Consider the following 22,466-nt stretch of genomic DNA (forward strand, 5'->3'; position numbering starts at 1 on the left):
CGGAGAGAATCATCTGCCCTGCCCCGTTCGCGAGGCAGGGCATGGCGTCAGCCATCGCGGGTGACAATCATCACAGGGCGGCGCGCCGCAGCCGCAGGGCATTGGTTACCACCGATACCGAGGACAGGCTCATCGCCAGCGCCGCCACCATCGGCGACAACAGCAGGCCGGTCAGCGGATACAGCAGGCCCGCCGCCAGCGGCACGCCCACGGCGTTGTAGACGAAGGCGAAGAACAGGTTCTGGCGGATGTTCGCCACCGTCGCCTGCGACAGCGCCCGTGCCCGCACGATGGCGGTGAGTTCGCCCTTCACCAGTGTCACCTGCGCGCTTTCCATGGCGATGTCGGTACCGCTGCCCATGGCGATGCCGACATCGGCTATCGCCAGCGCGGGTGCGTCGTTGATGCCGTCGCCGGCCATGGCTACGCGATGCCCCTGCGCACGAAGCTGCTGGACCACCGCCGCCTTGTTGGTGGGCGAGACATCCGCGTGCACTTCGTCGATGCTCAACTCGCCGGCCACGGCCTTGGCAGTGGCCAGGTTGTCGCCGGTGAGCATCACGATGCGCAGGCCGGCCGCGTGCAGGTCACGAATGGCCTGCGGCGTGCTTGCCTTCACTTTGTCCGCGACGGCGATCAGGCCGGCGAGCTGCCCGTCCACGGTAAGGAACATCACCGTGGCGCCTTCGCCGCGCAGGGCATCCGCCCTGGCCAGCACGGCACTGTCCGGCTGCACGCCGGCGGTCGAGAGCAGGCGCAGATTGCCCAGCGCCACGGCGTGGCCATCGACCACGCCTTCCACGCCGGCGCCGGTCAACGTGCGGAATTGCGTCACTGCTGGCACTGGCACCCGCTCCGCTTCCACGCCGGCAAGAATGGCCCGCGCCAACGGATGTTCGCTGGGACGTTCCAGCGCTGCGGCCATGGCGAGCAGTTGCTCACGCGGCTGGCCGCCAAGGCTCACCACCTCTTTCAGCGTCGGCCTGCCCTCGGTGAGCGTGCCGGTCTTGTCGACCACCAGCGTGTCGATCTCGCGCAGCGACTCGATGGCGGCGGCATCACGGAACAGCACACCGTTCTGCGCGGCACGTCCGCTCGCCACCATGATGGAGATCGGCGTGGCCAGGCCCAGCGCGCACGGACAGGCAATGATCAGCACGGACACCGCGGAGATCAGCGCATAGGCCAGCCTCGGATCCGGCCCCAACCATGCCCACAGCACGAACGCCAGCACCGCCACCGCCACCACGGCCGGCACGAACCACGCCGCCACCCGGTCGGCCACGCGTTGCAGCGGTGCCTTGCTGCGTTGCGCCTGGGCCACCAGCGTGACGATCTGCGACAGCATGGTTTCCGCACCGACCTTGTCCGCACGCATCAACAGCGCGCCATCCTGATTGACCGTGCCTCCGGTGACGCGCTCGCCCTTCGCCTTGCTGACCGGCAAGGGCTCGCCAGTGAGCATGGATTCGTCGACGTGACTGTTGCCGTCGATCACCACGCCATCCACCGGCACTTTCTCGCCAGGACGTATACGCAAGGTGTCTCCGGCATGGACGTCATCCAGCGGCACGTCGTGTTCGCTGCCATCGGTGCCCACGCGTCGCGCCGTTTTCGGTGCAAGGCCCAGCAGCGCCTTCAATGCCGCACCGGTGCGGCGTCGTGCGCGCAACTCGAGGAAATCGCCCAGCGTCACCAGCGTGACGATCACCGCCGCCGATTCAAAGTAGACGCCCACGCGGCCATGCATGTCGTGGAACCCCTGCGGGAACCACGAGGGCGCAAGGAACGCCACGGCGCTGTACAGCCACGCCACGCCCGTACCCAGCGCAATCAGCGTGTACATGTTGGGCGACCACGGCCTGAGCGACTGCCAGCCGCGCGCGAAGAACGGCGCACCACCCCACAACACGACCACGGTGGAGAGCAAGGCCTCCGCCCACGCCGCCACACCATCCCACGGCGACGGCAGGTGCCAGCCGAACAGGTGCGGCCCCATCGCCAGCAGGAACACGGGCAGGGTCAAGGCCACCAGCGACCAGAAGCGCCGCGACATGGCGGTGAGTTCATGGCCGTCGTCCTCGTCCAGGCTGGGCATCATCGGCTCAAGCGCCATGCCGCACTTGGGGCAATGGCCCGGTCCGATCTGCTGCACTTCCGGATGCATCGGACAGGTGTAGACGGCACCGGCGAGCGCGGGCGACGGCGCGGCGGGCGGCGCCAGATAACGCGCGGGATCGGCAACGAACTTGTCCTTGCAGCGCTGTGCGCAGAAATAGAACGTGTTGCCGTCGTGCCCTGCCTGATGCTTCGCCGTTGCCGGATCCACCGTCATGCCGCACACCGGGTCCTTGATGGCCTGAGCGGCGTGATCGTGATGCCCCGCGTGATCGTGGGAGTGAGGGTGGTGGTGCTGTTGATGATCGTGCGGCGCAGCGGTCCCAGCGGCGGCCGTCTGACCTCCGCAGCAGGATGGCTTCGGTGCCGGCTCGGGTTGCTTCGTGCTGCAGCAGCTGTGTTCCTCCATGCTCATGCATCGTCCTCCGTGTCGGTCAGCGCTTTCAGGATCGGGCACTGGTCCGGCGCGCCATGCCCCGGACAAGCGTCGATGAGTTGTTCCAGGCCGTTGCGCACGCGGGTGAGTTCCGCGATGCGTTCGTCGATGGCGGCAAGGCGCTCTTCCGCGCGCTGCTTCACCGCCTTGACCCCGCGATGCCGGTCGGCGGACAGGGTCAGCAGGTCGCGGATTTCTTCCAGCGTGAAGCCAAGATCCTTGGCGCGACGAATGAAGCGCAACTGCCGCACCGCGCCTTCGTCGTAACTGCGGTAACCGGAAGCCCGCCGCAGCGGTTCCGGCAACAGCCCTTCGCGCTCGTAATAGCGGATGGTGTCGATTGCCACGCCGACGCGCCTGGCGACGGCCCCGATGGTCATGGATGAGGTGGGAGTAGTCATGGAGCAAGTCTAGACCTTTGATCAAGGTCTAGAGTCAACCCCTCCGACCACTCATCGCCCTCTTCCACCGCTCACCGCTCAAGAGCCCATGCCCGTGCGACGTATCGCCCCCGATACAAATACGCCGCGGCCTGATCTTTACGGTTGATTTACAAATACGAATCATTATCATCCGTTATACATAAATCAACGAGCTGTGCGCCACCGCCGGTGCCACGGCCAAGCTGCCTCGGGAATCACCGTCCATGCCCGTCCCCTTCACCAGAAGTGCGCTTCTGGTAGCGATCACGCTTGCACTGGCCGTACCGGCCCACGCCGACGACCAGACCGAGGCCACGTCGCCCTCTTCCGGCAAAACCACGCAGAAGGACGACAAGAAGCCCGTCGCCCTCGATGCGGTCAACGTCGTCTATTCCACGACCAAGACGGAAACCCCTGTCGTGGCGATTCCGCAGTCGGTCAGCACGATCACGCCCGACCGCATGCAGTTGTATGGCGTGCAGGGTCTGGACGAAGCCGTGCGCTATATGGCCGGCGCAGTGGGCGGCAGCTACGGCGCCGACCCGCGCAGCGACTGGATCCTGGTGCGCGGTTACGACCCCGCCAAGTTCCTTGATGGCCTGGCCCTGCCCAGCGGCGACTGGACGGCCGACTCGCGCATCGAGCCGTATGGGCTGGAGCGCGTGGAAGTGAACAAGGGCCCGTCGTCGGCGATGTACGGCCAGCAGCCGCCGGGCGGCATGATCGACATGACCACCAAGCGCCCCAGCCTGGACGCACCACACGAAATCACCGCCACCATCGGCAGCTTCGGCCAGAAGCAGCTGTCCGGCGACACCGGCGGCCAGCTCGACAACGACGGCCACTGGCTGTGGCGCCTGGTGGCGCTGGCCCGTCAGGGCGATTCGAACATCAAGCATTCGAAGGATGATCGTTATTACTTCGCGCCCAGCCTGACCTGGCAGCCGGACGACAACACCTCCTTCACCCTGCTGCCGCGCTACCAGCGCACGCTCTCCGATGGCGTGGGTGGCTTCCTGCCCTCGCAGGGCACGCTGTATCCGAACCCAAACGGGCAGATTCCGCGTGACGTGAATCCAGGCGAGCCGGGCTACGACCATTACTGGAAAACCGACGAGTCGATCGGTTACGCCTTCACCCACCGCTTCAACGACATCTGGTCGTTCCGTCAGGACCTGCGCCTGCAGAATGAAAAGGTGGATCACCGCTCCATCGGCAGCCTGGGCCTGCAGGACGATCTGCGCACGCTCAACCGCTACAACTACCCGCTGGTGGACCACGCCAACGTGTTCGCGGTGGACAACCAGGTCGAGGCAAAATTCGACCAGGGCAACGTGCAGCACAACGTGCTGATGGGCGTGGATTACCTGCACAGCCACAACGACTACAAGTCGGGCTTCGGCTCCGCACCGTCCATCGACATCTTTGATCCCGTCTACGGCCAGCCGATTCCGGCCGCGCCGTACACGTATCACACCAACAGCCTGCTGGAGCAGCTGGGTGCCTACGTGCAGGACCAGATCACCATCGGCAAGTGGGGCATCACCGCCAGCGGTCGCGAAGACTGGGTGAGCAACGACGTGCGCGACCTGATCGCCAACACGCGCGACAAGCAGAACGACAACGCGTTCTCCGGCCGCCTGGGCGTGAACTACACCACCGACATCGGGCTGGTGCCGTACGTTGCGTACTCGCACTCGTTCAAGACCACGGTGGGCACCACGTTCGACGGCAGCGCGTACAAGCCCATCACCGGCGATCAGTTCGAAGGCGGCCTGAAGTACCAGACACCCGATGGCCGCACGCTGATCACCGGCGCGGTGTACCAGCTGACGCAGAAGAACGCGCTCACCGTCGACCCCGACCACCTGTTCTTCTCGCTGCAGCAGGGCCAGACGCGCACACGTGGCGCGGAGCTGGAAGCGAATGTGGCAGTGACCGATCACCTGAGCATGACGGCGGCGTATGCCTATACCGATGCCAAGGTCACCCATGCCAACGACGCTACGCTGGGCAAGCAGGTAGCGCTGGTGCCCAAGCAGCAGGCATCGGTATCGGCCGACTACAGCGTTCACGAAGGCGTGCTGGCGGGCCTCGGCTTTGGCGGCGGCGTGCGCTTCATCGGCGAACACTACGGCGATGCGTACAACCAGTTCCGCACCGGCGGCTACACCCTGTTCGACGCCAACGCGCACTACGACGTGCAGAACTGGCGCTTCCAGGTGACCGCGGCAAATCTGTTTGACCGCGAGTACGTCTCGGCCTGCAACAGCGCCATCTGGTGCTACTACGGCTATCCACGCGAGATCACCGTGTCGGCGCGTTATCGCTGGTAAGCATCTATCCGCTTCATCGGGATGGACACAACGCCGGCGCATGCCGGCGTTGTTCGTTATGGAACATGGCAGCAGCTAACGCCAACGCTCAAAGACTCCCCTGCGCGCATTGCGCATCAGCGCGCCCAACGTCAACAAGACAGTCGCCAGAGCTCACCCCGCCATCCGTGGGATGTCCAAGCACCACCAACTTTGATAATGTGAACCAGTTCACGCTTGGCGACAGGACCGTCCGCCCGGCGATCTCATGGGAAGGGGCCCATGTTCCAACGCATCCATTTCATTTCCGGCCTGCCACGGTCGGGTTCCACGCTGCTGGCCGCACTGCTTCGCCAGAATCCTCGCTTCCATGCTGACATGAGCGGCCCGCTGGCCGGCCTGTTCACCTCGCTGCTGGGTGACATGAGCGAGCGCAACGAGTTCTCGATGTTCATCGACGAGGGCAAGCGCCAGCGCGTGCTGCGCGGCCTGTTCGAGAATTTCTACGCCGACGCATCCGCGGACGTGGTGTTCGACACCAATCGTGGCTGGTGCGTGCGCATGCCTGCCCTCGCCACGCTGTTTCCCCAGAGCAAGGTGATCGCCTGCGTGCGTCACGTGCCGTGGATCGTGGACAGCGTCGAGCGCCTGATCCGCCAGAACGCGTTCCAGCCCTCCGCCATTTTCAATTACAGCCCCGGCGGCACCGTCTACACGCGCGCCAATGGCATCGCCGGTTCCGATGGCTTGCTCGGCTTTGCGTACGACGCACTGAAAGAAGCGTTCTACGGCGAGCACGCCAACCGCCTGATGCTGGTGCAGTACGAAACCCTGGTGAGCCAGCCGGCCAAGGCCCTGGCTGCCATCTACGATTTCATCGGCGAGCCGACTTACCCGCACAACGTCGATCAGGTGGAGTACGACGCCACCGCCTTCGACACCAAGGCCGGCACGCCGGGCCTGCATGCGGTGCGCCCGAAAGTCGAAGCGCGCGAACGCGAAAGCATTCTCCCGCCGGATCTGTTCCGCCGCTTCGAGAACGACGCCTTCTGGCGCGATCCGGGCCTGAATCCGCGCGGCGTGCGCATCGTCTGACCAACAACTCGCAGGGCCGCCGTTTGGCGGCCCTTGCTTTTGCACATTCTCTACAGGGGCAGTTTTCATGAACCGGATCTATCGGCTCGTCTGGAATCGTTCGTTGCGCGTGATGCAGGTGGCTTCCGAACTCGCGCGCCCGGTGCGCGGCGGTGATGCCACGAACAGCGGTGAATCCGTGCTGCGTCGGCATCCGCTGGTGATGGCGTGCCTCACGGCGCTTGCCGTGACGGTCTGGGCACCGCCCACATGGGCCGCAACCTGCACGATCTGCGGAGCGACCGGCGGCCCTGGCGGCACTGGTTCGAACACGGCTGGCACGGGCGGCGCAGGCGGCCTGACCGGCGCTAACAACGGTGGCTCCGGCGGGATCTACAACTACGCCACCCAGGGCTCATACAACGGCAAGAGCGGCGGCGGTGTCGGCAGCAGCGGCGGCCAGGGCGGTACTTACAACTTCGGCCCCCTCATCGCGACGGGCGGTCTGCCCGGAAGTGCGACCCGCGGCGGCGGCATGGGTGGCGCGGGCTACTCCTCCAGAACGCCGTCCGCCGGCTCGGGAACGACCGTAGCGGGCGGCGGCGGCGGTGCCGGTGGCGGACTCAGCACCCATGGCGCGGGCGGCGGCGGCGGCGGCGGCATGGGCTCTACCGGTTATGTCAGCGGAGCCGGCGGCGGCGGCGGTGGCGGCGGCGGCGGTGGTCTGGGCCTGGATATCGCTGCGGGCACCTCCAGCACCGTCAACGGCACCGACACTGTGAGTGGCGGCGCGGGCGGCAACGGTGGCAAGGCCGTCACGGGCACCTACGGCACGGGCGGCGGCGGCGGTGGTGGCGGCGGCGGCGCAGGTGCGTATGCGGGAACGTCCTCCACCCTTATCAATCAGGGAGCGATCAACGGTGGCCAGGGCGGCGCTGGCGGTGCCAGCGCTGCTGGCGGCGGCGGCGGTGGTGGCGGCGGTGGCGCGGGCGTGCTGATGAACACGCAGGCCACGCTGGTCAATACCGGGTCCATCACCGGCGGCAACGGTGGCGCAGGCTACGCCACAGCTGGCAAAAACGGCGGCAGCGGCCTGGGTGGCTATGGCGTCACAGGCTCCGGCAACGACAGCATCACCACGAGTGGCACCATCAGTGGTGGCCTTTCCGGTAGCACATCGCCGCAGCGCGCCAATGCGGTGTACCTCTCTGGCGGCAACAACACGCTGACGCTGCAGAGCGGCTTTTCGTTCGTCGGCAACGTCGTCAGCAGCGGTGGTGACACGCTCGCGCTGGGTGGCAACACGGCCTCCACCTTCAATGTGTCGTCCATCGTTGCCACGGCGCCTACGTCCTACTCCGGGACGACGCAATACGGCGGTTTTACCTACTTCGCGAAAACCGGCACGAGCACCTGGACCCTCACCGGTGCGGCGTCGACGGCTACCAACTGGAACGTCACGCAAGGCACGCTGGCATTGCAGAGCAGTGCGTCACTCGCGGCCAACAGCGCGGTGACCGTCACGGGCGGTACGCTGGCCGTGCTGAACGGCAGCAACCTGGGCGCGGGCAGCACGGTCACCCTCAACGGCGGCACGCTGGAGGCAGTGAGCGGCGCCTACACCCAGAGCCAGGCAACGACGATCGGCGTCAACGGCGGCACGCTGGCGGTGGATGCCGGCGCCAATCTCACGCTGTCTGGAGCAGTCTTGGGCACGTCGGGCAACCTCACTGCCGTCGGCCCCGGCACGCTAACGCTGGCGGGGAATGTCAGTACGGGCAGCGGCAACCAGACCTACAGCGTCAACAACGTTGCCCTGGGCGGCGCTGCCACGCTCATCAGCGCCGGCACCATCACCTTCAACACCGCGATCGACTCGACGACGAGCGGCGCAAACAGCCTCGCGCTCAACGCACCCACCGTATGGCTAAGCAACGCGGTAGGCGCCACGACGGCACTCGGCTCGCTGAATGTCACCGGTGGCCAGGTTTCGTTGGGCGGCAACGTCACGACGAGCGGCACGCAGAGCTACGATGCGGCGACGCTCAGCAACAACGTCACCTTGACCAGCACCGGCTCGGGGGCGATCACGCTTGCCTCGACCGTGGACGGCGCTCATGCCTTGATCGTGGATACCTCGGGCATCGCCAGCTTCAATGGGGCTGTCGGCGGCACGACGGCGCTCACCAGCCTGGTCAGCAGCGGCTTCGGCACGACCAAGCTGTCAGGTAGCGTCAATACGACCGGGGCACAGACCTATACGGGTGAAGTGCAGCTCACCGGCAACGAAACGCTCGTGAGCAGCGGCGGTGGCAACATCACTTTTGGCCTCGGCACGACGGGCAACTATGCCCTGTCCGTATCCACCGCGGGCAGCCTTTCTTTCGACAACTATGTGTCGGTGAACGGCCTCTCCACGAATAGCGGCAGCTTCTCCGCATCGGGTGCCGTGTCCAGCCTTGGTTCGCTGGCCATCACCACCAGCAATGGTGCCATCACTCAGGCGAGCAGCTTTTCGGCCACCGGAACCTCGACGTTCAATGCCGGCAACCATGCGATCACGCTGACGAACCTGGGCAATGCGCTTGCCGGCACCGTGTCGTTGAGCAACAGCGGCGCCAACAACGTCGCCCTGACCAACAGCCAGGCGCTGTTGCTCGGCAATGTCGCCACTGGCAGTGGCAGCCTGTCACTGGCCAGCGCGGGCAGCATGACGCAATCGGGCGCCATTTCGCAGGCAGCGGGCGCCGGCGCCGTCTCGCTCAACGCGAACAGCAACGCCATCACGCTGACGAACTCGGGCAATCTTTTCACCGGTCTGGTCTCGGCCTCGGGCAGCAGCGTGGCCCTGAGCAACAGCACTGACCTGGGCATTGGCAACATCACAGGCACCAGCAGCGTGGCGCTGAGCAGCACGGGCGCCCTCACGGAAGCAGGCACAGGCAAGATTTCCACCGCGACGCTCACCGGCAACGTGAGCGGCGCGGCCACGTTGACCAGCGCACTGAACAGCATCAGCGCATTGGGCAACTTCACGGCAGGCAGCCTGTCGCTGGTCAACAGCGGGGCGTTGAACGTGTCGGGCAACGTGAACGTGGGTACCGGCAACGTCGGCCTGAACGTGGGCAGCAACGCCTTGACGGTCTCCGGCAGCGTAACCGGCGGCAACGTCACGCTCGATGCAGCGGGCAACACGCTGCTCACGGGCACCCTGACTGCGAACAGCACCACGCTCAACACCGGCACCTTGCAAGTCGGCAACGGTGGCACCACAGGAACGCTCGCCAGCAACGTGGTCGACAATACCGGGCTGAGCTTCAACGGCAGCAACAGCCTGAGTTATGCCGGCATCGTCTCCGGCACCGGCACGCTGGCAAAGCTGGGCTCAGGCACGTTGACGCTGACTGGCAGCAGCACCTATGTCGGCGCTACCACCATCAGCGCCGGCACGCTGGCGCTGTCCGGTACTGGCAGCATCGCCAACTCATCGGACGTCAACGTGGCCATCGGTGCCAGTTTCGACATCTCCAATGCGTCGACAGGCGCGTCGATCACGTCACTCGACGGCGTCGCTGGTAGCAGCGTCAGTCTCGGTGCCAATTTGCTCACGCTGACTGCCGCCCAGGGCAGCTTCGGCGGCACCATCGGCGGCACGGGCGGCGTGACTGTACAGAACGGCAGCGAAACGTTCATCGGCGTCAACACCTATACGGGCACGACGACCATCAACTCCGGCGCCAGGCTGACCCTGGGCAACGGATCATCGAACGCCACGATTTCCGGCAACGTGGTGAACCAGGGCACCCTCGCCTTCAATCCCGCTGGCTCATCCACCTTTGGCGGCGTGGTATCCGGCAACGGTGCGCTGACGAAGGCCGGCAGCGGCACGCTCACCCTGACCGGCGTGAACACATACGCCGGTGCAACGTCGGTCAGCGGCGGCACGCTCGCCCTCTCGGGCACGGGCAATATTGCCCAGTCGTCCGACGTGAACGTCGTCAGCGGCGGGACGTTCGACATCTCTGGCACCGCGGGCGGTGCATCGATCGAGTCGCTCGACGGCGGTGGCATTATCAATCTCGGCTCGAAGGCGCTCACGTTGAGCAACGCCAGCGGCAATTTCGCCGGCGTGATTGCCGGCACCGGCAACCTGATCCTGCAGGGCGGCACGGAAACCCTCACCGGCCCCAACATGTATGCCGGTGCCACGATCATCAACGGCGGCACGCTCGCCTTGGGCGTGGGTGGTTCGATCGGCACATCTTCCGGCGTCAATGTCGCCAGCCTGGGCACCTTCGATATTTCCGGCGCGGGTACTGGCGTTGGCAGGTCCATCCTTTCGCTGGCCGGTGCTGGCCAGGTGCACCTGGGCACGAATGCGCTGGTGCTGACCCAGGCGGCCGGCAGCTTCAGCGGCGTGATCGATGGCAGCGCGGGCTTCACCGTGCAGCATGGCAGTGAAGTCCTCACTGGCGACAACACCTACACGGGCGCCACCACCATCGCCAGCGGCGCGACGCTGCAGATCGGCAACGGCGGCACCACCGGCGCAGTCGCCGGCGACATCGCGGACAACGGCGCGCTGACGGTGAACCGCAGCGATGCATATACCTACGCGGGAGCGATCTCCGGAACCGGCACGCTCACGCAGGCCGGCACCGGCACGCTGACGCTGGACGGCAACAGCAGCGGCTTTGCCGGCAGTACCGACGTGGCTTCGGGCACGCTGGTGGTGGGCAGCGTCGCCGGCAACGGTGCGGCACTGGGCGGCAATATCGCGGTTGATGCGGGCGCCACGTTGCGCGGCCACGGCACCATCGGCGGCAATGTCGACGTGGCCTCCGGCGCCGCGGTCGAACCTGGCGACTCCATCGGCACGCTCACGGTCAATGGCAACTTCACCGCAGCCCGGGGCAGCGTGCTGAACTACGCCTTCGGTGCGCCGGGTGCCAGCATGCAGACCGCGGGCACCGGCGACAGCATCGTGGTGGGCGGCAACCTCACGTTGAATGGTGCGACGCTGAATATCTCCGATGCCGGCGGCATGGGTGCGGGCCTGTACAACCTCTTCAGCTACAGCGGCACGCTCTCGCTCACCGGCGGCGGGCTGGCCGTTGGCAGCACGCCGGCAGGCCAATCGCTCACGCTGCAGTTCCTTACGGGCCAGAAGCAGATCAACCTGATCGACACCACGGGGTTCACGCTCGACTTCTGGAATGCCAATGGCCAGGCCACGGCCACGCAGATGGGTGGCGGCAGCGGTGTGTGGTCCAACTCGTCGGCGAACTGGACCGACGCCACCGCCAGCATGCCGAACGCGGCCATGACGCCGCAGCCGGGCTTCGCCATCTTCGGCGGCACATCGGGCACGGTGACGGTGGACAGCGTCAACGGCGGCGTCAGCGCCACGGGCATGCAGTTCGCCGTGGACGGATACCATTTGAACGGCGACACGCTGACGCTGGTGGGCAGCAACGGCAGCCCACCAGTGATCCGCGTGGGCGATGGCTCCAGCGCCGGCTCCGCGATGACAGCCACCATCGACAACGTGCTGGCTGGCAGTGACGGCCTCACCAAGAGCGACCTGGGCACGCTGGTGCTCAATGGCGTCAACACCTATACCGGCGGCACCACCATCACCGGCGGCACGCTGTCGGTATCCAGCGATGCCAATCTGGGCGACGCATCGGGTGGCCTCTCGCTGCAGGGTGGCACGCTGGAAAACACCGCCGCGTTTACCACGGCCCGCAGCATCGACCTGAGCGGCAATGGCACGTTGCAGACCGATGCCGACCTGACCGCCAACGGCGTGATCAGCGGCAACGGCACCCTCAGCAAGAGCGGTACCGGCACGCTGCTGCTCACCAACACCAACATCTACACCGGCGCCACCACCATCGGTGCCGGCACGCTGGCCTTGTCCGGCAGCGGCAGCATCGCAACGTCGTCGGACGTGAGCATCGCCGGCGGCGGCAGCTTCGATATCGCCGGCACCAGCAGCGGTGCGTCCATCGTGTCGCTGGATGGCAACGGCAGCGTCAAGCTTGGCCAGCATTCGCTCACGCTGAGTGCCGCCAACGGCAGCTTCGGTGGCGTGATCGGCGGCACCGGTGGCGTCGACCTTGCCGGCGGAACGGAGACACTCACCGGCACCAACGCCTATACCGGCGCCACCACGATCAGCGGCGGCACGCTGGCCCTTTCCGGCAGCGGCTCCATCGCTAGCTCGAGCGGCGTGAACGTGGCCAGCGGCGCGACGTTCGATATCTCGGGGACGTCCAGTGGCGCATCCGTCGCTTCGCTGGGTGGCAACGGCGCCGTCAACCTGGGCCAGCAGTCGCTCACGCTCACGCAGGCCAACGGCAGCTTCGGTGGCGTGGTCGGTGGTGCGGGCGGTCTGACGCTGCAAGGTGGCAACGAGATATTCAGCGGCACCAACACCTATGCCGGAAGCACAGCGATCAACGCCGGCACGCTGGCGTTGTCGGGCACGGGCAGCATCGCCGATTCGTCCGGCGTGAACGTCGCAGGCGGCGCATTCTTCGATATCGCGGGCACGTCCAGCGGCACGTCCGTCACGTCGCTGACGGGCAACGGCAACGTGACGCTTGGCACGCAGCGGCTCACCATCACCCACGCCAGTGGCAGCTTCGATGGTGTGATCACCGGCACGGGCGGCCTCTCGGTGCAGGACGGCAGCGCGGTCCTCACCGCCACCAACACGTATACCGGCAACACCATCGTTGGCAGCGGCGCAACGCTGACCCTGGGCAACGGCGGAGCGACGGGCTCCGTCGCAGGTGATGTCACCGACAACGGCGCGCTGGTCTTCAACCGCAGCAACGCAGCCTCCTTCGTTGGCGTGGTTTCCGGCGCCGGCTCGCTGACGCAGGCCGGCAGTGGCACGCTCACGCTCACCGGCATCAACACCTATACCGGCGCCACGGCGATCAACGCCGGCACGCTGGCGCTGTCGGGCAACGGCAGCATCGCCGGTTCGTCCAGCGTGAACGTGGCGAACGGCGCGAGCTTCGATATCTCGGGCACCACACAAGGTGCATCGGTTGCCTCGCTGGATGGCAACGGTCATGTCGCGCTGGGCCAGCAGTCGCTCACGCTCACGCAGGCCAGCGGCAGCTTCGGCGGTGTGATCGCCGGCGCGGGTGAGCTGGTGCTCGCCGGCGGCACCGAGACGCTCACCGGCGCCAACGCCTATACCGGCGCCACCACGATCAACGGTGGCACGCTGGCGCTGTCGGGCAGCGGCAGTGTTGCCGGCTCGTCCGGTGTGAGCGTGGCCAGCGGCGCAACGCTCGACATCTCGGGCACGTCCAGTGGCGCGTCCATCACCTCGCTGGATGGCAACGGCAACGTCGCACTGGGCCAGCAGTCGCTCACGCTCACGCAGGCCGGGGGCAGCTTCAACGGCGTGATCGCCGGTGCGGGCGGCCTCACCCTGCAGAGTGGCATCGAGGTACTTACCGGTGCGAATACCTATGCCGGCGCCACTACCATCGCCCACGGGGCCATACTGCAGATCGGTAACGGTGGCACCACCGGTGCCATCGCCGGCAACGTGGCCGACAACGGTACGCTGATCTTCGCGCGCAGCGACGACACGACGTTCTCCGCTGTCATCGCCGGCAGCGGCTCGCTGGTGCAGAACGGCAGCGGCACCCTCACTCTGGCCGGCGCCAACAACTACAGCGGCGGCACGCTGATCAACGCCGGCATGCTGAAGGGCGATGCGAGCAGCCTGCAGGGCAACATCGTCGACAACGGCAACCTCCAGTTCGATCAGGAGAGCGACGGCATCTATGCCGGCGTGCTTTCCGGCCAGGGCGGCTTCACCAAGTCCGGCAGCGGCACGCTGATCATGAATGGCCAGAGCACGTTCAGCGGCATCACCCACGTTGCCGCCGGCACGCTGGAAATCGGTGACGCGGCCACGCCGGGCGCCACGCTGGGTGGACAGGTCGACGTGGACAGCGCCGGCACGCTGCGCGGACACGGCACCATCAACGGCAACGTGCTGAACGATGGCGTGGTGCGTCCGGGTGGTTCGGTGGGTACGCTGACCATCAATGGCAACTACACGCAGGGCAGCACCGGCCAGCTGATGATCGACACGTCTGCCGATGGCACGGGCAGCCGTCTGGTGGTGAACGGCTCGGTGGCGCTGGCAGGCAGCGCGCTGCTGATCCTGCCCTCCTCCGACTGGAAGGCCAACACCAACTACGAGCTGCTGACCTCCACGGGTGGCATCAGCGGTCAGTTTGCATCGGTGACGTCGAACTTCGCCTTCGTCAATCCAACGTTGTCGTACGGCAGCAACCAGATTGGCCTGGTGCTGGCTCGCAACAACGTGGCCTTCCCCACCGTTGCCGGCACCGGCAACGCCAAGGCGGTGGCGGCAGCGGTCGAATCGCTGGGTGCGGGCCAGCCCGTGTATGACGGGGTGGTCACGCTGGACAGTGCCACGGCAGCCAAGGCCTTCGAACAATTGCAGGGCGACATCCACGCCAGCACGCGCACCGCCATCCAGGAGAATGATCGCTACGTGCGCGACGCCATCGGTGCGCATCTGTCCGGCGTCGCCAGCGGCGCAGACGGCCACAGCGCGAGCAACGAGGCCGGCGTGTCCGCATGGACGTCCGCATGGGGCCACTGGGGTTCGCACGACGGCAACGACACCGCCGCGCAGCTGGACAGCAACGGCAGCGGCCTCGTGGTGGGCGCGGACCTCGGCGTGGCCGGCGACAGTCGCGTCGGCACCCTGCTCGGTACGGGCCAGGGCACGGCACGCAGCGCCACGCCGTACACCTCCGCGCATCACCTGGATACCTACGCGGGTCTCTACGGCGACACGAAGCTCGGCGCCGTACGCCTGCAGGGCGGCGCGGTGTATGGCTGGCAGAAGGTCAACGCCTCGCGCACGCTGGACTTTGGCAACCTCAACGGCAGCGCCGACAGCCGCTACAACGCCAACACGGCGCAGGCCGTCGTCGATGCCAGCTACGAATTCGCCGTGGGTCGCTCCACCGTGGCGCCGTTCGTCAACGTGGCCTACGACCACCTCAGCACCGATGCCTTCCATGAAAACGGTTCGGCCGCCGCGCTGAATGTGGCCGGCGACGACAGTGCCGTCACCGTCAGCACGCTCGGTGTGCGCGGCAGCTTCCAGCTCGATGACCGCGGAGGCCTGCATGCCAACGTGAGCATGGGCTGGCAGCACGCCTCGGGCGACGTGACGCCGGTGGCCAACGAGCGCTTCGTGGCGGGCGGCAATGCGTTCTCCGTCTATGGCGTGCCGGCGGCGAAGAATGCGGCGGCGCTGAGCGGTGGCATCAGCTTCCAGGTCACGCCCAGCGTGACCGTGGATGCCACCTATAGCGGCCAGTTCGGCACCGGCGTGACGGACCAGGCAGCACGCATGAGCCTGACCTGGATGTTCTGAGTCCCGTTGCAAGCCACAAGAAAGGCCGGTCGTGTGAACGACCGGCCTTTCTTTTTTGCAAGATCAGGCATGCATGGCTACATCGGAGCCCGCAGACTTCCGCTCCGGAGCACCATCATCAAGGTGGCGCTCCCGATAGCCCCCGCGCGTCGCGCAGCCCATGCTTCAAACGACGACGCACAGTACGGCCCGCGACAGTGATCGACGATCTGGCCGTCTTTCGGCAACTCGTCCCGTCGACGCTCCACCGGGTTTGACGGCATGCTGATCGCGTCCGGCGCCTTTCCCGGCGCGAATGCCTCACCGAGGCGCACGTCCGGCACCGTAACCATGTCATCCTTCAGGCGACTCAGCAGCGACCGGATCCAGCAAGGCGAGGCCATGACATTTCGCCAGTTTCCGCATCAGCCCCCGCGTAACACCTGCGGCCTGACCACAGGCGCGGGCATCGTCGCCCGTGTGGCCCGCCCGAAAGGCAGCGCACGGATGACCGCGCCGTGACCGCCACCGTCAACCGTCGGACCATCGCCCTGGGCCTGCGTGAAAACTGGCGGCAGTTCGCACTGCTGGTGCTGATCAACGCCTTTGTCGGCGGCATGGTGGGTATCGAGCGCACGGTGGTGCCGTTGATCGGCGCGGAAACTTTCCATCTGCAGTCGACCACGCTGATCACCTCGTTCATCGTCAGCTTCGGCGTGGTGAAGGCGCTGGCCAATCTGGTGTCGGGCCAGCTGGCGGATACCTGGGGACGCAAACGCGTGCTGGTGATCGGCTGGTTGCTGGGCCTGCCCGTGCCGTTCCTGATCATGGCCGCACCGGCCTGGGGATGGATCGTAGCCGCCAATGTGCTGCTGGGCCTGAGCCAGGGCTTCGCGTGGTCAATGACGGTCATCATGAAGATCGACCTGGCAGGCTCGCGCAGTCGCGGGCTCGCCGTTGGCCTCAACGAGTTCGCCGGCTATCTCGCCGTGGGCGCCACGGCGTTCTTCACCGGTTATCTCGCCAGCCGCTATGGCCTGCGGCCGGTGCCGATGTACCTGGGCGTCGGTTACGCGGTGTTCGGCACCCTCCTTTCGATACTCGCGGTGCGCGACACGCGCGAGCACGTGCACGCCGAAACGCGCGATGCCGGACAGGCCACCGCCACGCTCGGCTTCCGCGAGGTGTTCGCCCTCACCTCCTTCCGCCAGCGCAACCTGTTCGCAGCTTCGCAGGCCGGCCTGGTGAACAACCTCAACGACGGCATGAGCTGGGGCATCTTCCCTTTGTTCTTCACGTCGCTGGGCTTGGGTGTCGAGCGCATCGGCATGCTCAAGGCGGTGTATCCGGTGGTGTGGGGCATGGGCCAGGTAGTGACGGGGCCGCTGAGCGACCGCTGGGGTCGCAAGGGCCTGATCGTCGCCGGCATGTGGGTACAGGCCGCCGGCCTTTTTCTCACGGCGGCCACCGGCCGTTTCGCGTGGTGGCTGGTGGCCAGCATCCTGCTGGGCGCAGGCACGGCGATGGTCTACCCCAGCCTGATCGCCGCCGTGTCGGATGCCTCCGCACCTGCGTGGCGTGCACGCTCACTCAGCGTGTACCGCTTCTGGCGCGACCTGGGTTACGCGATAGGTGCACTTTCCGCGGGACTTATCGCAGATCGCTATGGCCTTGCTTCGGCGATCGTTGCCATCGGCGCGCTGACCTTCATCTCCGGTGTTGTCGTCGCCGTCGTCATGACCGAGCATCGACCCCACGTTGCGCCCTGAGGAGCAAAGCCGGCCATGATGCCCATCTACCTCGACTACAACGCCAGCACGCCCATCGACCCGGCCGTGCAGGCCGTCATGGAACCGCTGCTCCACCATGCATTCGGCAACCCGTCGAGCGGGCACTGGGCCAGCACGCCGGCCAGGGACGCGCTTGAGCAGGCGCGCGCTCAGGTAGCGAACCTGCTCGGGGCTCAAGCAGACGAGATCGTGTTTACCAGCGGTGGCAGCGAGGCGAACAACTCGGCGCTGAAGGGCAGCTTCTTCGCACTGCGTGAACGTGGCGACCACATCATCACGCAGGCCACCGAACATCCATCCGTGCTGAAGCCGCTCGCCTTCCTGCAGCGGCTGGGTGCATCGGTCACCGTGCTTCCGGTGGATGGCACCGGCCGCGTTGATCCGGACGAGGTGCGCCGCGCCATCACTTCGCGCACCGTGCTGGTCAGCATCATGCATGCGAACAACGAGACCGGCACGCTGCAGCCCATCGATGCCATCGGCGCCATCGCCCGCGAACATGGCGTGCGCTTCCACACCGACGCGGCGCAGTCGATGGGCAAGGTAGCGGCACGCGTCGATGACCTCGGCGTGGACCTGCTCAGCATCGCCGGCCACAAGTTGTACGCGCCCAAAGGCATCGGCGCGCTGTATGTCCGCCGAGGCACGGCGCTGGAGCCGCTGATCCACGGCGCCGGACACGAACAAGGCCGCCGCGCCGGCACGGAAAGCGTGCTGCTCGCCGCAGCGCTGGGGGAAGCCTGCCGGCTCGCGGGTGACCCCGAACCCGTTGCACGCATCCGCGCGCTGCGCGACCACTGCTGGCAATCGCTGCAGGCACTTTATGGCAATCGCATCGTGCTCAACGGCCACCCCGAGCATCGGCTGCCCAACACGCTGAATGTCGCCTTCATCGACCAGATCGGCGCCGACGTGCTCGCCCGACTCGAAGGAGTCGCCGCGTCCACCGGTTCCGCCTGCCACGCCGGCCGGATCGAACTGTCGCCGGTGCTTGCCGCCATGGGCGTGAGTGAACGCGTTGGCATGGGTGCCGTGCGTTTCAGCCTGGGACGAGGCACGACGCAAGCGGACATCGATAGCGTCATGGCACAGTTCCATGCCATCGAAGCCGCTCGTCGGCACCACGCCTGAGCAACATCGCCCGAGCCGCGTCCCGGGCGAACCCGGCAATGACTACCGGCATCTTGCGCGCCACGGCGCTCATCACCCAGCGTAGGCAAGGACACTGAAGGAGCGCCCTGATGATCCTTGCATGGAGTTTGATCGCAGCCGCAGCCACGACCAGCGCGGCAAGCCACGCGCAGGTTGTTCCCACCGTTTTCGAGGCCGGGCATTTCTTCGCCACACCGGAAACGGTCACCGGAGAACGGCTCAAGCTGCTGGTGGACACGGGCGGCGGCGGCGCGGATGGCCTCTATGTGCTCGGCACGCCGACGGCCCAGCGGCTGAAGCTGCCAGCCAGCCCCTGCAAGCTCGGCAACCCCAAATTGACTACGGCAGCCCTTCCCGCCTATCAACCCGGCCGTGGGATTCCAGCGCACGACGGGGCCTGCGACGCTGTGCTGACCATGGACGACCCGCACCCCATCAGCGCCGCGGACGGCATCCTCGGAGCGCCCTATCTCGATGGACGCGTATGGACGTTTGACTATCCCGCAAGAAAACTGGTGCTGCAAGGCACGGCCTGGACACCGGCAAAGGACGACCACGCGGAAGCGCTGGGTTTCCAGAATAACGATCAGGGCAAACGCGTGCAGGCCTTTCCCCGCGTGCAGATCCGGGTCGATGGCGAGCCGATCGACATGCTGCTGGATACCGGCGCCACCGCCTTCCCTTCCGACACAGGCAGGCAGGTCACCGGCACGCCAACCGTCAACGGCTTTGGCGTCACCAGCTATATCACGCACAGCCAACTGGAAAGCTGGCATGCAAGGCATCCCGAATGGCGCGTGCTGGAGAACGGCGACGTGTTGTTCGCCAAGTACTCGCCACGCATGATCGAAGTGCCGTCACTGGAAATCGCCGGCTGGTCACTTGGCCCGGTGTGGTTCACCGAGCGGCCCGACAGCGCCTTCCACGGCATGATGGCCGAACTCATGGACAAAACGCCTGAAGGCGCCATCGGCGGCAACGTACTGGGGCACTTCGTGCTGACCATCGACTACCCCAAGGGCATGGCCTATGTCGCGTGCCCGCAGGGTTGCCAGGCCAGCGCCGCTTCGTCGACACGGTAGCGGCAAGCCACCGTTTCGGCGCTGGACCGCCTAGCCCGGTTCCATGAGGGTGCATGCGTGAATTCCGTTCACTTGCGCTATCGAGCGAGCCCCATTCCTGCAGGCGCGCGAAGGCCCGCCACCGGTCGCCCCATCGCTTCACACAACTTTACAAACCCTACAAACGGCAACAACACCGGGCCGGCACCATGCCTCTCGGGGAATCATCCCCGTAGCGACATAGGAATCAGACATGACCACTGCCTCGTCCTTTCGAAATCCCGGTCCTTCGGTGCGCTATCGGTTCACCTGGCGCATCGCCGCACTTTGCCTGACAGGCTGTCTTGCAGCTGTCGGCGGCGCCGGTGCATTTGCACAGCCCCCGCTGGATCCGGCGCGACACGGCGCTACCGCGGGCGCGGCCGGTGAATCCGTCGGCATCGTCGCCCACGTAAGCGATATGCTCCAGCATATGCCCGGCAACGCAGAGCCCTCGGCAGCGCAGAAGTCCAGCCTCTCGGCCATCATCCAGAAGGCCAATGCAGATCTCACTCCACTGCAGGAAAAGCTGAGCGACAGCCATGCGAAGATGTTTTCTCTTCTCACCCAGCCAACGATCGATCGATCCGCCGTTGAGGTCATTCGCGCGGCGCAGATGGATGCCGCCGCCCAAGTGTCGAAGCGATCCACTCAGTTTGTCATCGACGTAGCGGAAGCACTCACGCCAGAGCAACGCAAGCTCATTGCGGAGCACATGGCACACCACCAAAGCTGAGCATCCTTTTGAGTCAACGGCTGATCAACATGCATGGCTGAACGCATTCTCCTGGTAGAAGACGACCCCCGCCTCGCCGATATGCTTTCCCGGTATCTCGTCGAGGCGGGATTTCGCGTGGAAATCGCCCCGCAAGGCGCACTCGCTCTCGAAAGGCTTTCTGCTGCGCCATACGACGCCATGGTCCTCGACCTGATGCTGCCGGATATGGATGGCCTGGACATCTGTCGCCAGGCACGCCCGAAGCACGACCTTCCCATCCTCATGCTCACGGCGCGTGGCGATGCCATGGATCGCATCATCGGGCTGGAACTAGGCGCCGACGACTATCTGCCCAAGCCCTTCGAGCCACGTGAACTACTGGCCCGGCTTCGGGCGATTCTTCGCCGGCGCAACCGGGTGGGCCCTGTCAGGCCTCCGATGTCGTTCGGTCGCCTGGAGATCGATCGCTCCGCACGCGTGGTGCTGATTGATGGCAAAGAGTGCGCCATAACCTCGTACCAGTTCGCGCTCCTTGCTGCGCTGGCGGAACATGCCGGGCGGGTATTGTCGCGCGAGGCGCTGCTCGACCTTGTCAAAGGGGAGCCACTGGAGGCTTTTGACCGGTCGATCGACGTGCACATTTCGCGCATCCGCGCCGCCATCGAGGACAACCCAAGAAGGCCGCGCCGTGTGATTACCGTGCGCGGTGCCGGCTATGTACTTGCCAAGGCCCAGGACTGACATGTCTCGCTTGTATCTGCGCTTTTATCTCACCGTACTGGCCAGCCTGCTCGCCTTTGCCTTGATTCTTCTCGTGCTATGGCATCTCGACGGGGGCGGCCCCGTCAGTCACCGCGTAAGCACACTTATGGCGCTGCCGTTGGTTGCCGTCATCGTCAGCATCACGGCTTACCCGATCACACGTCGGCTCACGAGGAGACTCGAACGCCTTCAGTCGGCAGTGGAGTTGCTTGGAGCCGGTAACCTTGCCAGCCGCGTCACCGTCGAAGGCAATGACGAGGTGGCGAGGCTGGCCATCAGCTTCAACCGTGCCGCCGGCCGTATCGAGGAGTTGATCGGCGCTCACAAGACACTGCTGGCCAATGCATCCCATGAACTTCGCACCCCGCTTACCCGCATCCGGCTTTCCGTCGATCTGATAGCGAATGTTGCCGAACAGGAATGCAAGCGCGGGCTGGAGCAGGACATTGCCGAGCTTGATCATCTTATTGACGAGATCCTTCTCGCCAGTCGACTTGACGCCATCGTCGAAGCAGACATCGATGAAGAAGTGGATCTTCTGGGATTGGCGGCGGAGGAATGCGCCCGATACGACGATGTGCAGGTCGAAGGAGTCCCCATCGTCGTACGCGGCGATGCGCGATTGCTTCGTCGACTGTTGCGCAATCTTCTGGATAACGCGATGCGCTACGGTGCGCCACCGGTTGCAGTGAACATTTCCGAGAATGACGCCGTGGCGGAAATTGTGGTGCACGACCACGGGCGAATCATCCCACCGCACCTGTCTGGCCGATTGTTTGAACCTTTCTATCGTCGCCCTGATACCGTCCATCATTCCGGCGCAGGCCTTGGGCTTGCCTTGGTAAGCCAGATCGCAAAGCGCCACCGCGGTACGGCGCACTATCGAGAAGCACCAGACAGTGGAAACTGCTTCTGCGTGACCCTACCGACCTCCCCGCATCAGTGACCCGACAGGGAGTTCGTCGCGCACGCAGTGCGCTCCCACAGCGATATCGTCCGCAGGGAGAAACGCATTCCGTTCGTGACACGCCGCGGCATCACTATTCGAATTTCGAATAGATTTGATCATGTCATTTCATTGGTAAATAACTGAATCCAGCACTAGGGTAAGCAGCCTCCCTCACGCCCCGCCACGCCAACATC

General features: G+C 65.7%; 12 protein-coding genes. 10 read left to right on the forward strand and 2 right to left on the reverse strand.

Annotated elements, in window-relative coordinates:
• Positions 1 to 70 precede the first annotated feature (70 nt).
• Both H8F01_RS01295 and H8F01_RS01300 read right to left on the reverse strand, forming a co-directional pair.
• A complete protein-coding gene (locus H8F01_RS01295) occupies positions 71 to 2,527 on the reverse strand; it encodes a heavy metal translocating P-type ATPase (RefSeq protein ID WP_425490126.1) in 2,457 nt (818 codons plus the stop codon).
• A 2-nt stretch (positions 2,528 to 2,529) separates the two neighbouring features.
• Positions 2,530 to 2,955 carry a heavy metal-responsive transcriptional regulator gene (locus H8F01_RS01300; RefSeq protein ID WP_187057302.1) on the reverse strand — a complete coding sequence of 142 codons (426 nt, stop codon included), beginning with the start codon at positions 2,953 to 2,955 and terminating at the stop codon, positions 2,530 to 2,532.
• Positions 2,956 to 3,200: 245 nt separating this feature from the next.
• On the opposite strand from H8F01_RS01300, the gene H8F01_RS01305 reads away from it, so the two are divergent.
• From H8F01_RS01305 to H8F01_RS01350, 10 genes are all read left to right on the forward strand, one after another.
• Positions 3,201 to 5,312 carry a TonB-dependent siderophore receptor gene (locus tag H8F01_RS01305; RefSeq protein WP_187057303.1) on the forward strand — a complete coding sequence of 704 codons (2,112 nt, stop codon included), beginning with the start codon at positions 3,201 to 3,203 and terminating at the stop codon, positions 5,310 to 5,312.
• 261 nt (positions 5,313 to 5,573) lie between these two features.
• The gene (locus H8F01_RS01310) at positions 5,574 to 6,386 is read left to right on the forward strand and encodes a sulfotransferase family protein (RefSeq protein WP_187057304.1); all 813 of its coding nucleotides are present in this window, start codon (positions 5,574 to 5,576) and stop codon (positions 6,384 to 6,386) included.
• 67 nt (positions 6,387 to 6,453) lie between these two features.
• Positions 6,454 to 15,822 (forward strand): autotransporter-associated beta strand repeat-containing protein, encoded by a 9,369-nt coding sequence (locus tag H8F01_RS01315; protein WP_187057305.1) that lies wholly within the window; start codon positions 6,454 to 6,456, stop codon positions 15,820 to 15,822.
• Positions 15,823 to 16,083: 261 nt separating this feature from the next.
• Positions 16,084 to 16,323 carry a hypothetical protein gene (locus tag H8F01_RS01320; protein WP_187057306.1) on the forward strand — a complete coding sequence of 80 codons (240 nt, stop codon included), beginning with the start codon at positions 16,084 to 16,086 and terminating at the stop codon, positions 16,321 to 16,323.
• Positions 16,320 to 17,570: an MFS transporter gene (locus H8F01_RS01325; protein ID WP_187057307.1), complete on the forward strand. Its 1,251-nt coding sequence runs from the start codon at positions 16,320 to 16,322 to the stop codon at positions 17,568 to 17,570. The genes H8F01_RS01320 and H8F01_RS01325 overlap by 4 nt, the downstream gene beginning before the upstream one ends.
• 15 nt (positions 17,571 to 17,585) lie before the next feature.
• Positions 17,586 to 18,722, forward strand: coding sequence for a cysteine desulfurase family protein (locus H8F01_RS01330; protein ID WP_187057308.1), 1,137 nt, complete (start codon positions 17,586 to 17,588; stop codon positions 18,720 to 18,722).
• A 110-nt stretch (positions 18,723 to 18,832) separates the two neighbouring features.
• On the forward strand, positions 18,833 to 19,825 hold the full coding sequence (locus H8F01_RS01335; protein WP_187057309.1) for a pepsin/retropepsin-like aspartic protease family protein: 993 nt from the start codon (positions 18,833 to 18,835) through the stop codon (positions 19,823 to 19,825).
• Positions 19,826 to 20,057: 232 nt separating this feature from the next.
• Complete coding sequence (locus tag H8F01_RS01340; protein ID WP_187057310.1) at positions 20,058 to 20,579, forward strand: Spy/CpxP family protein refolding chaperone; 522 nt, start codon at positions 20,058 to 20,060, stop codon at positions 20,577 to 20,579.
• Between the two features lie 33 nt (positions 20,580 to 20,612).
• Positions 20,613 to 21,302 (forward strand): response regulator, encoded by a 690-nt coding sequence (locus H8F01_RS01345; protein ID WP_187057311.1) that lies wholly within the window; start codon positions 20,613 to 20,615, stop codon positions 21,300 to 21,302.
• Position 21,303: 1 nt separating this feature from the next.
• Positions 21,304 to 22,269: a sensor histidine kinase gene (locus H8F01_RS01350; protein WP_222615709.1), complete on the forward strand. Its 966-nt coding sequence runs from the start codon at positions 21,304 to 21,306 to the stop codon at positions 22,267 to 22,269.
• Positions 22,270 to 22,466 lie beyond the last annotated feature (197 nt).

Origin of the sequence: Dyella telluris, assembly GCF_014297575.1 — a bacterium.
In the GTDB taxonomy this organism is placed as follows: Bacteria; Pseudomonadota; Gammaproteobacteria; order Xanthomonadales; family Rhodanobacteraceae; genus Dyella; species Dyella telluris.

Coding starts and splice junctions, on each gene's coding strand:
- H8F01_RS01350 (WP_222615709.1), top strand. CDS start 21,304: ATGTCTCGCTTGTATCTGCGCTTTTATCTCACCGTACTGGCCAGCCTG.
- H8F01_RS01330 (WP_187057308.1), top strand. CDS start 17,586: ATGATGCCCATCTACCTCGACTACAACGCCAGCACGCCCATCGACCCG.
- H8F01_RS01305 (WP_187057303.1), top strand. CDS start 3,201: ATGCCCGTCCCCTTCACCAGAAGTGCGCTTCTGGTAGCGATCACGCTT.
- H8F01_RS01345 (WP_187057311.1), top strand. CDS start 20,613: ATGGCTGAACGCATTCTCCTGGTAGAAGACGACCCCCGCCTCGCCGAT.
- H8F01_RS01320 (WP_187057306.1), top strand. CDS start 16,084: ATGCTGATCGCGTCCGGCGCCTTTCCCGGCGCGAATGCCTCACCGAGG.
- H8F01_RS01335 (WP_187057309.1), top strand. CDS start 18,833: ATGATCCTTGCATGGAGTTTGATCGCAGCCGCAGCCACGACCAGCGCG.
- H8F01_RS01300 (WP_187057302.1), bottom strand. CDS start 2,955: ATGACTACTCCCACCTCATCCATGACCATCGGGGCCGTCGCCAGGCGC.
- H8F01_RS01315 (WP_187057305.1), top strand. CDS start 6,454: ATGAACCGGATCTATCGGCTCGTCTGGAATCGTTCGTTGCGCGTGATG.
- H8F01_RS01340 (WP_187057310.1), top strand. CDS start 20,058: ATGACCACTGCCTCGTCCTTTCGAAATCCCGGTCCTTCGGTGCGCTAT.
- H8F01_RS01295 (WP_425490126.1), bottom strand. CDS start 2,527: ATGGAGGAACACAGCTGCTGCAGCACGAAGCAACCCGAGCCGGCACCG.
- H8F01_RS01310 (WP_187057304.1), top strand. CDS start 5,574: ATGTTCCAACGCATCCATTTCATTTCCGGCCTGCCACGGTCGGGTTCC.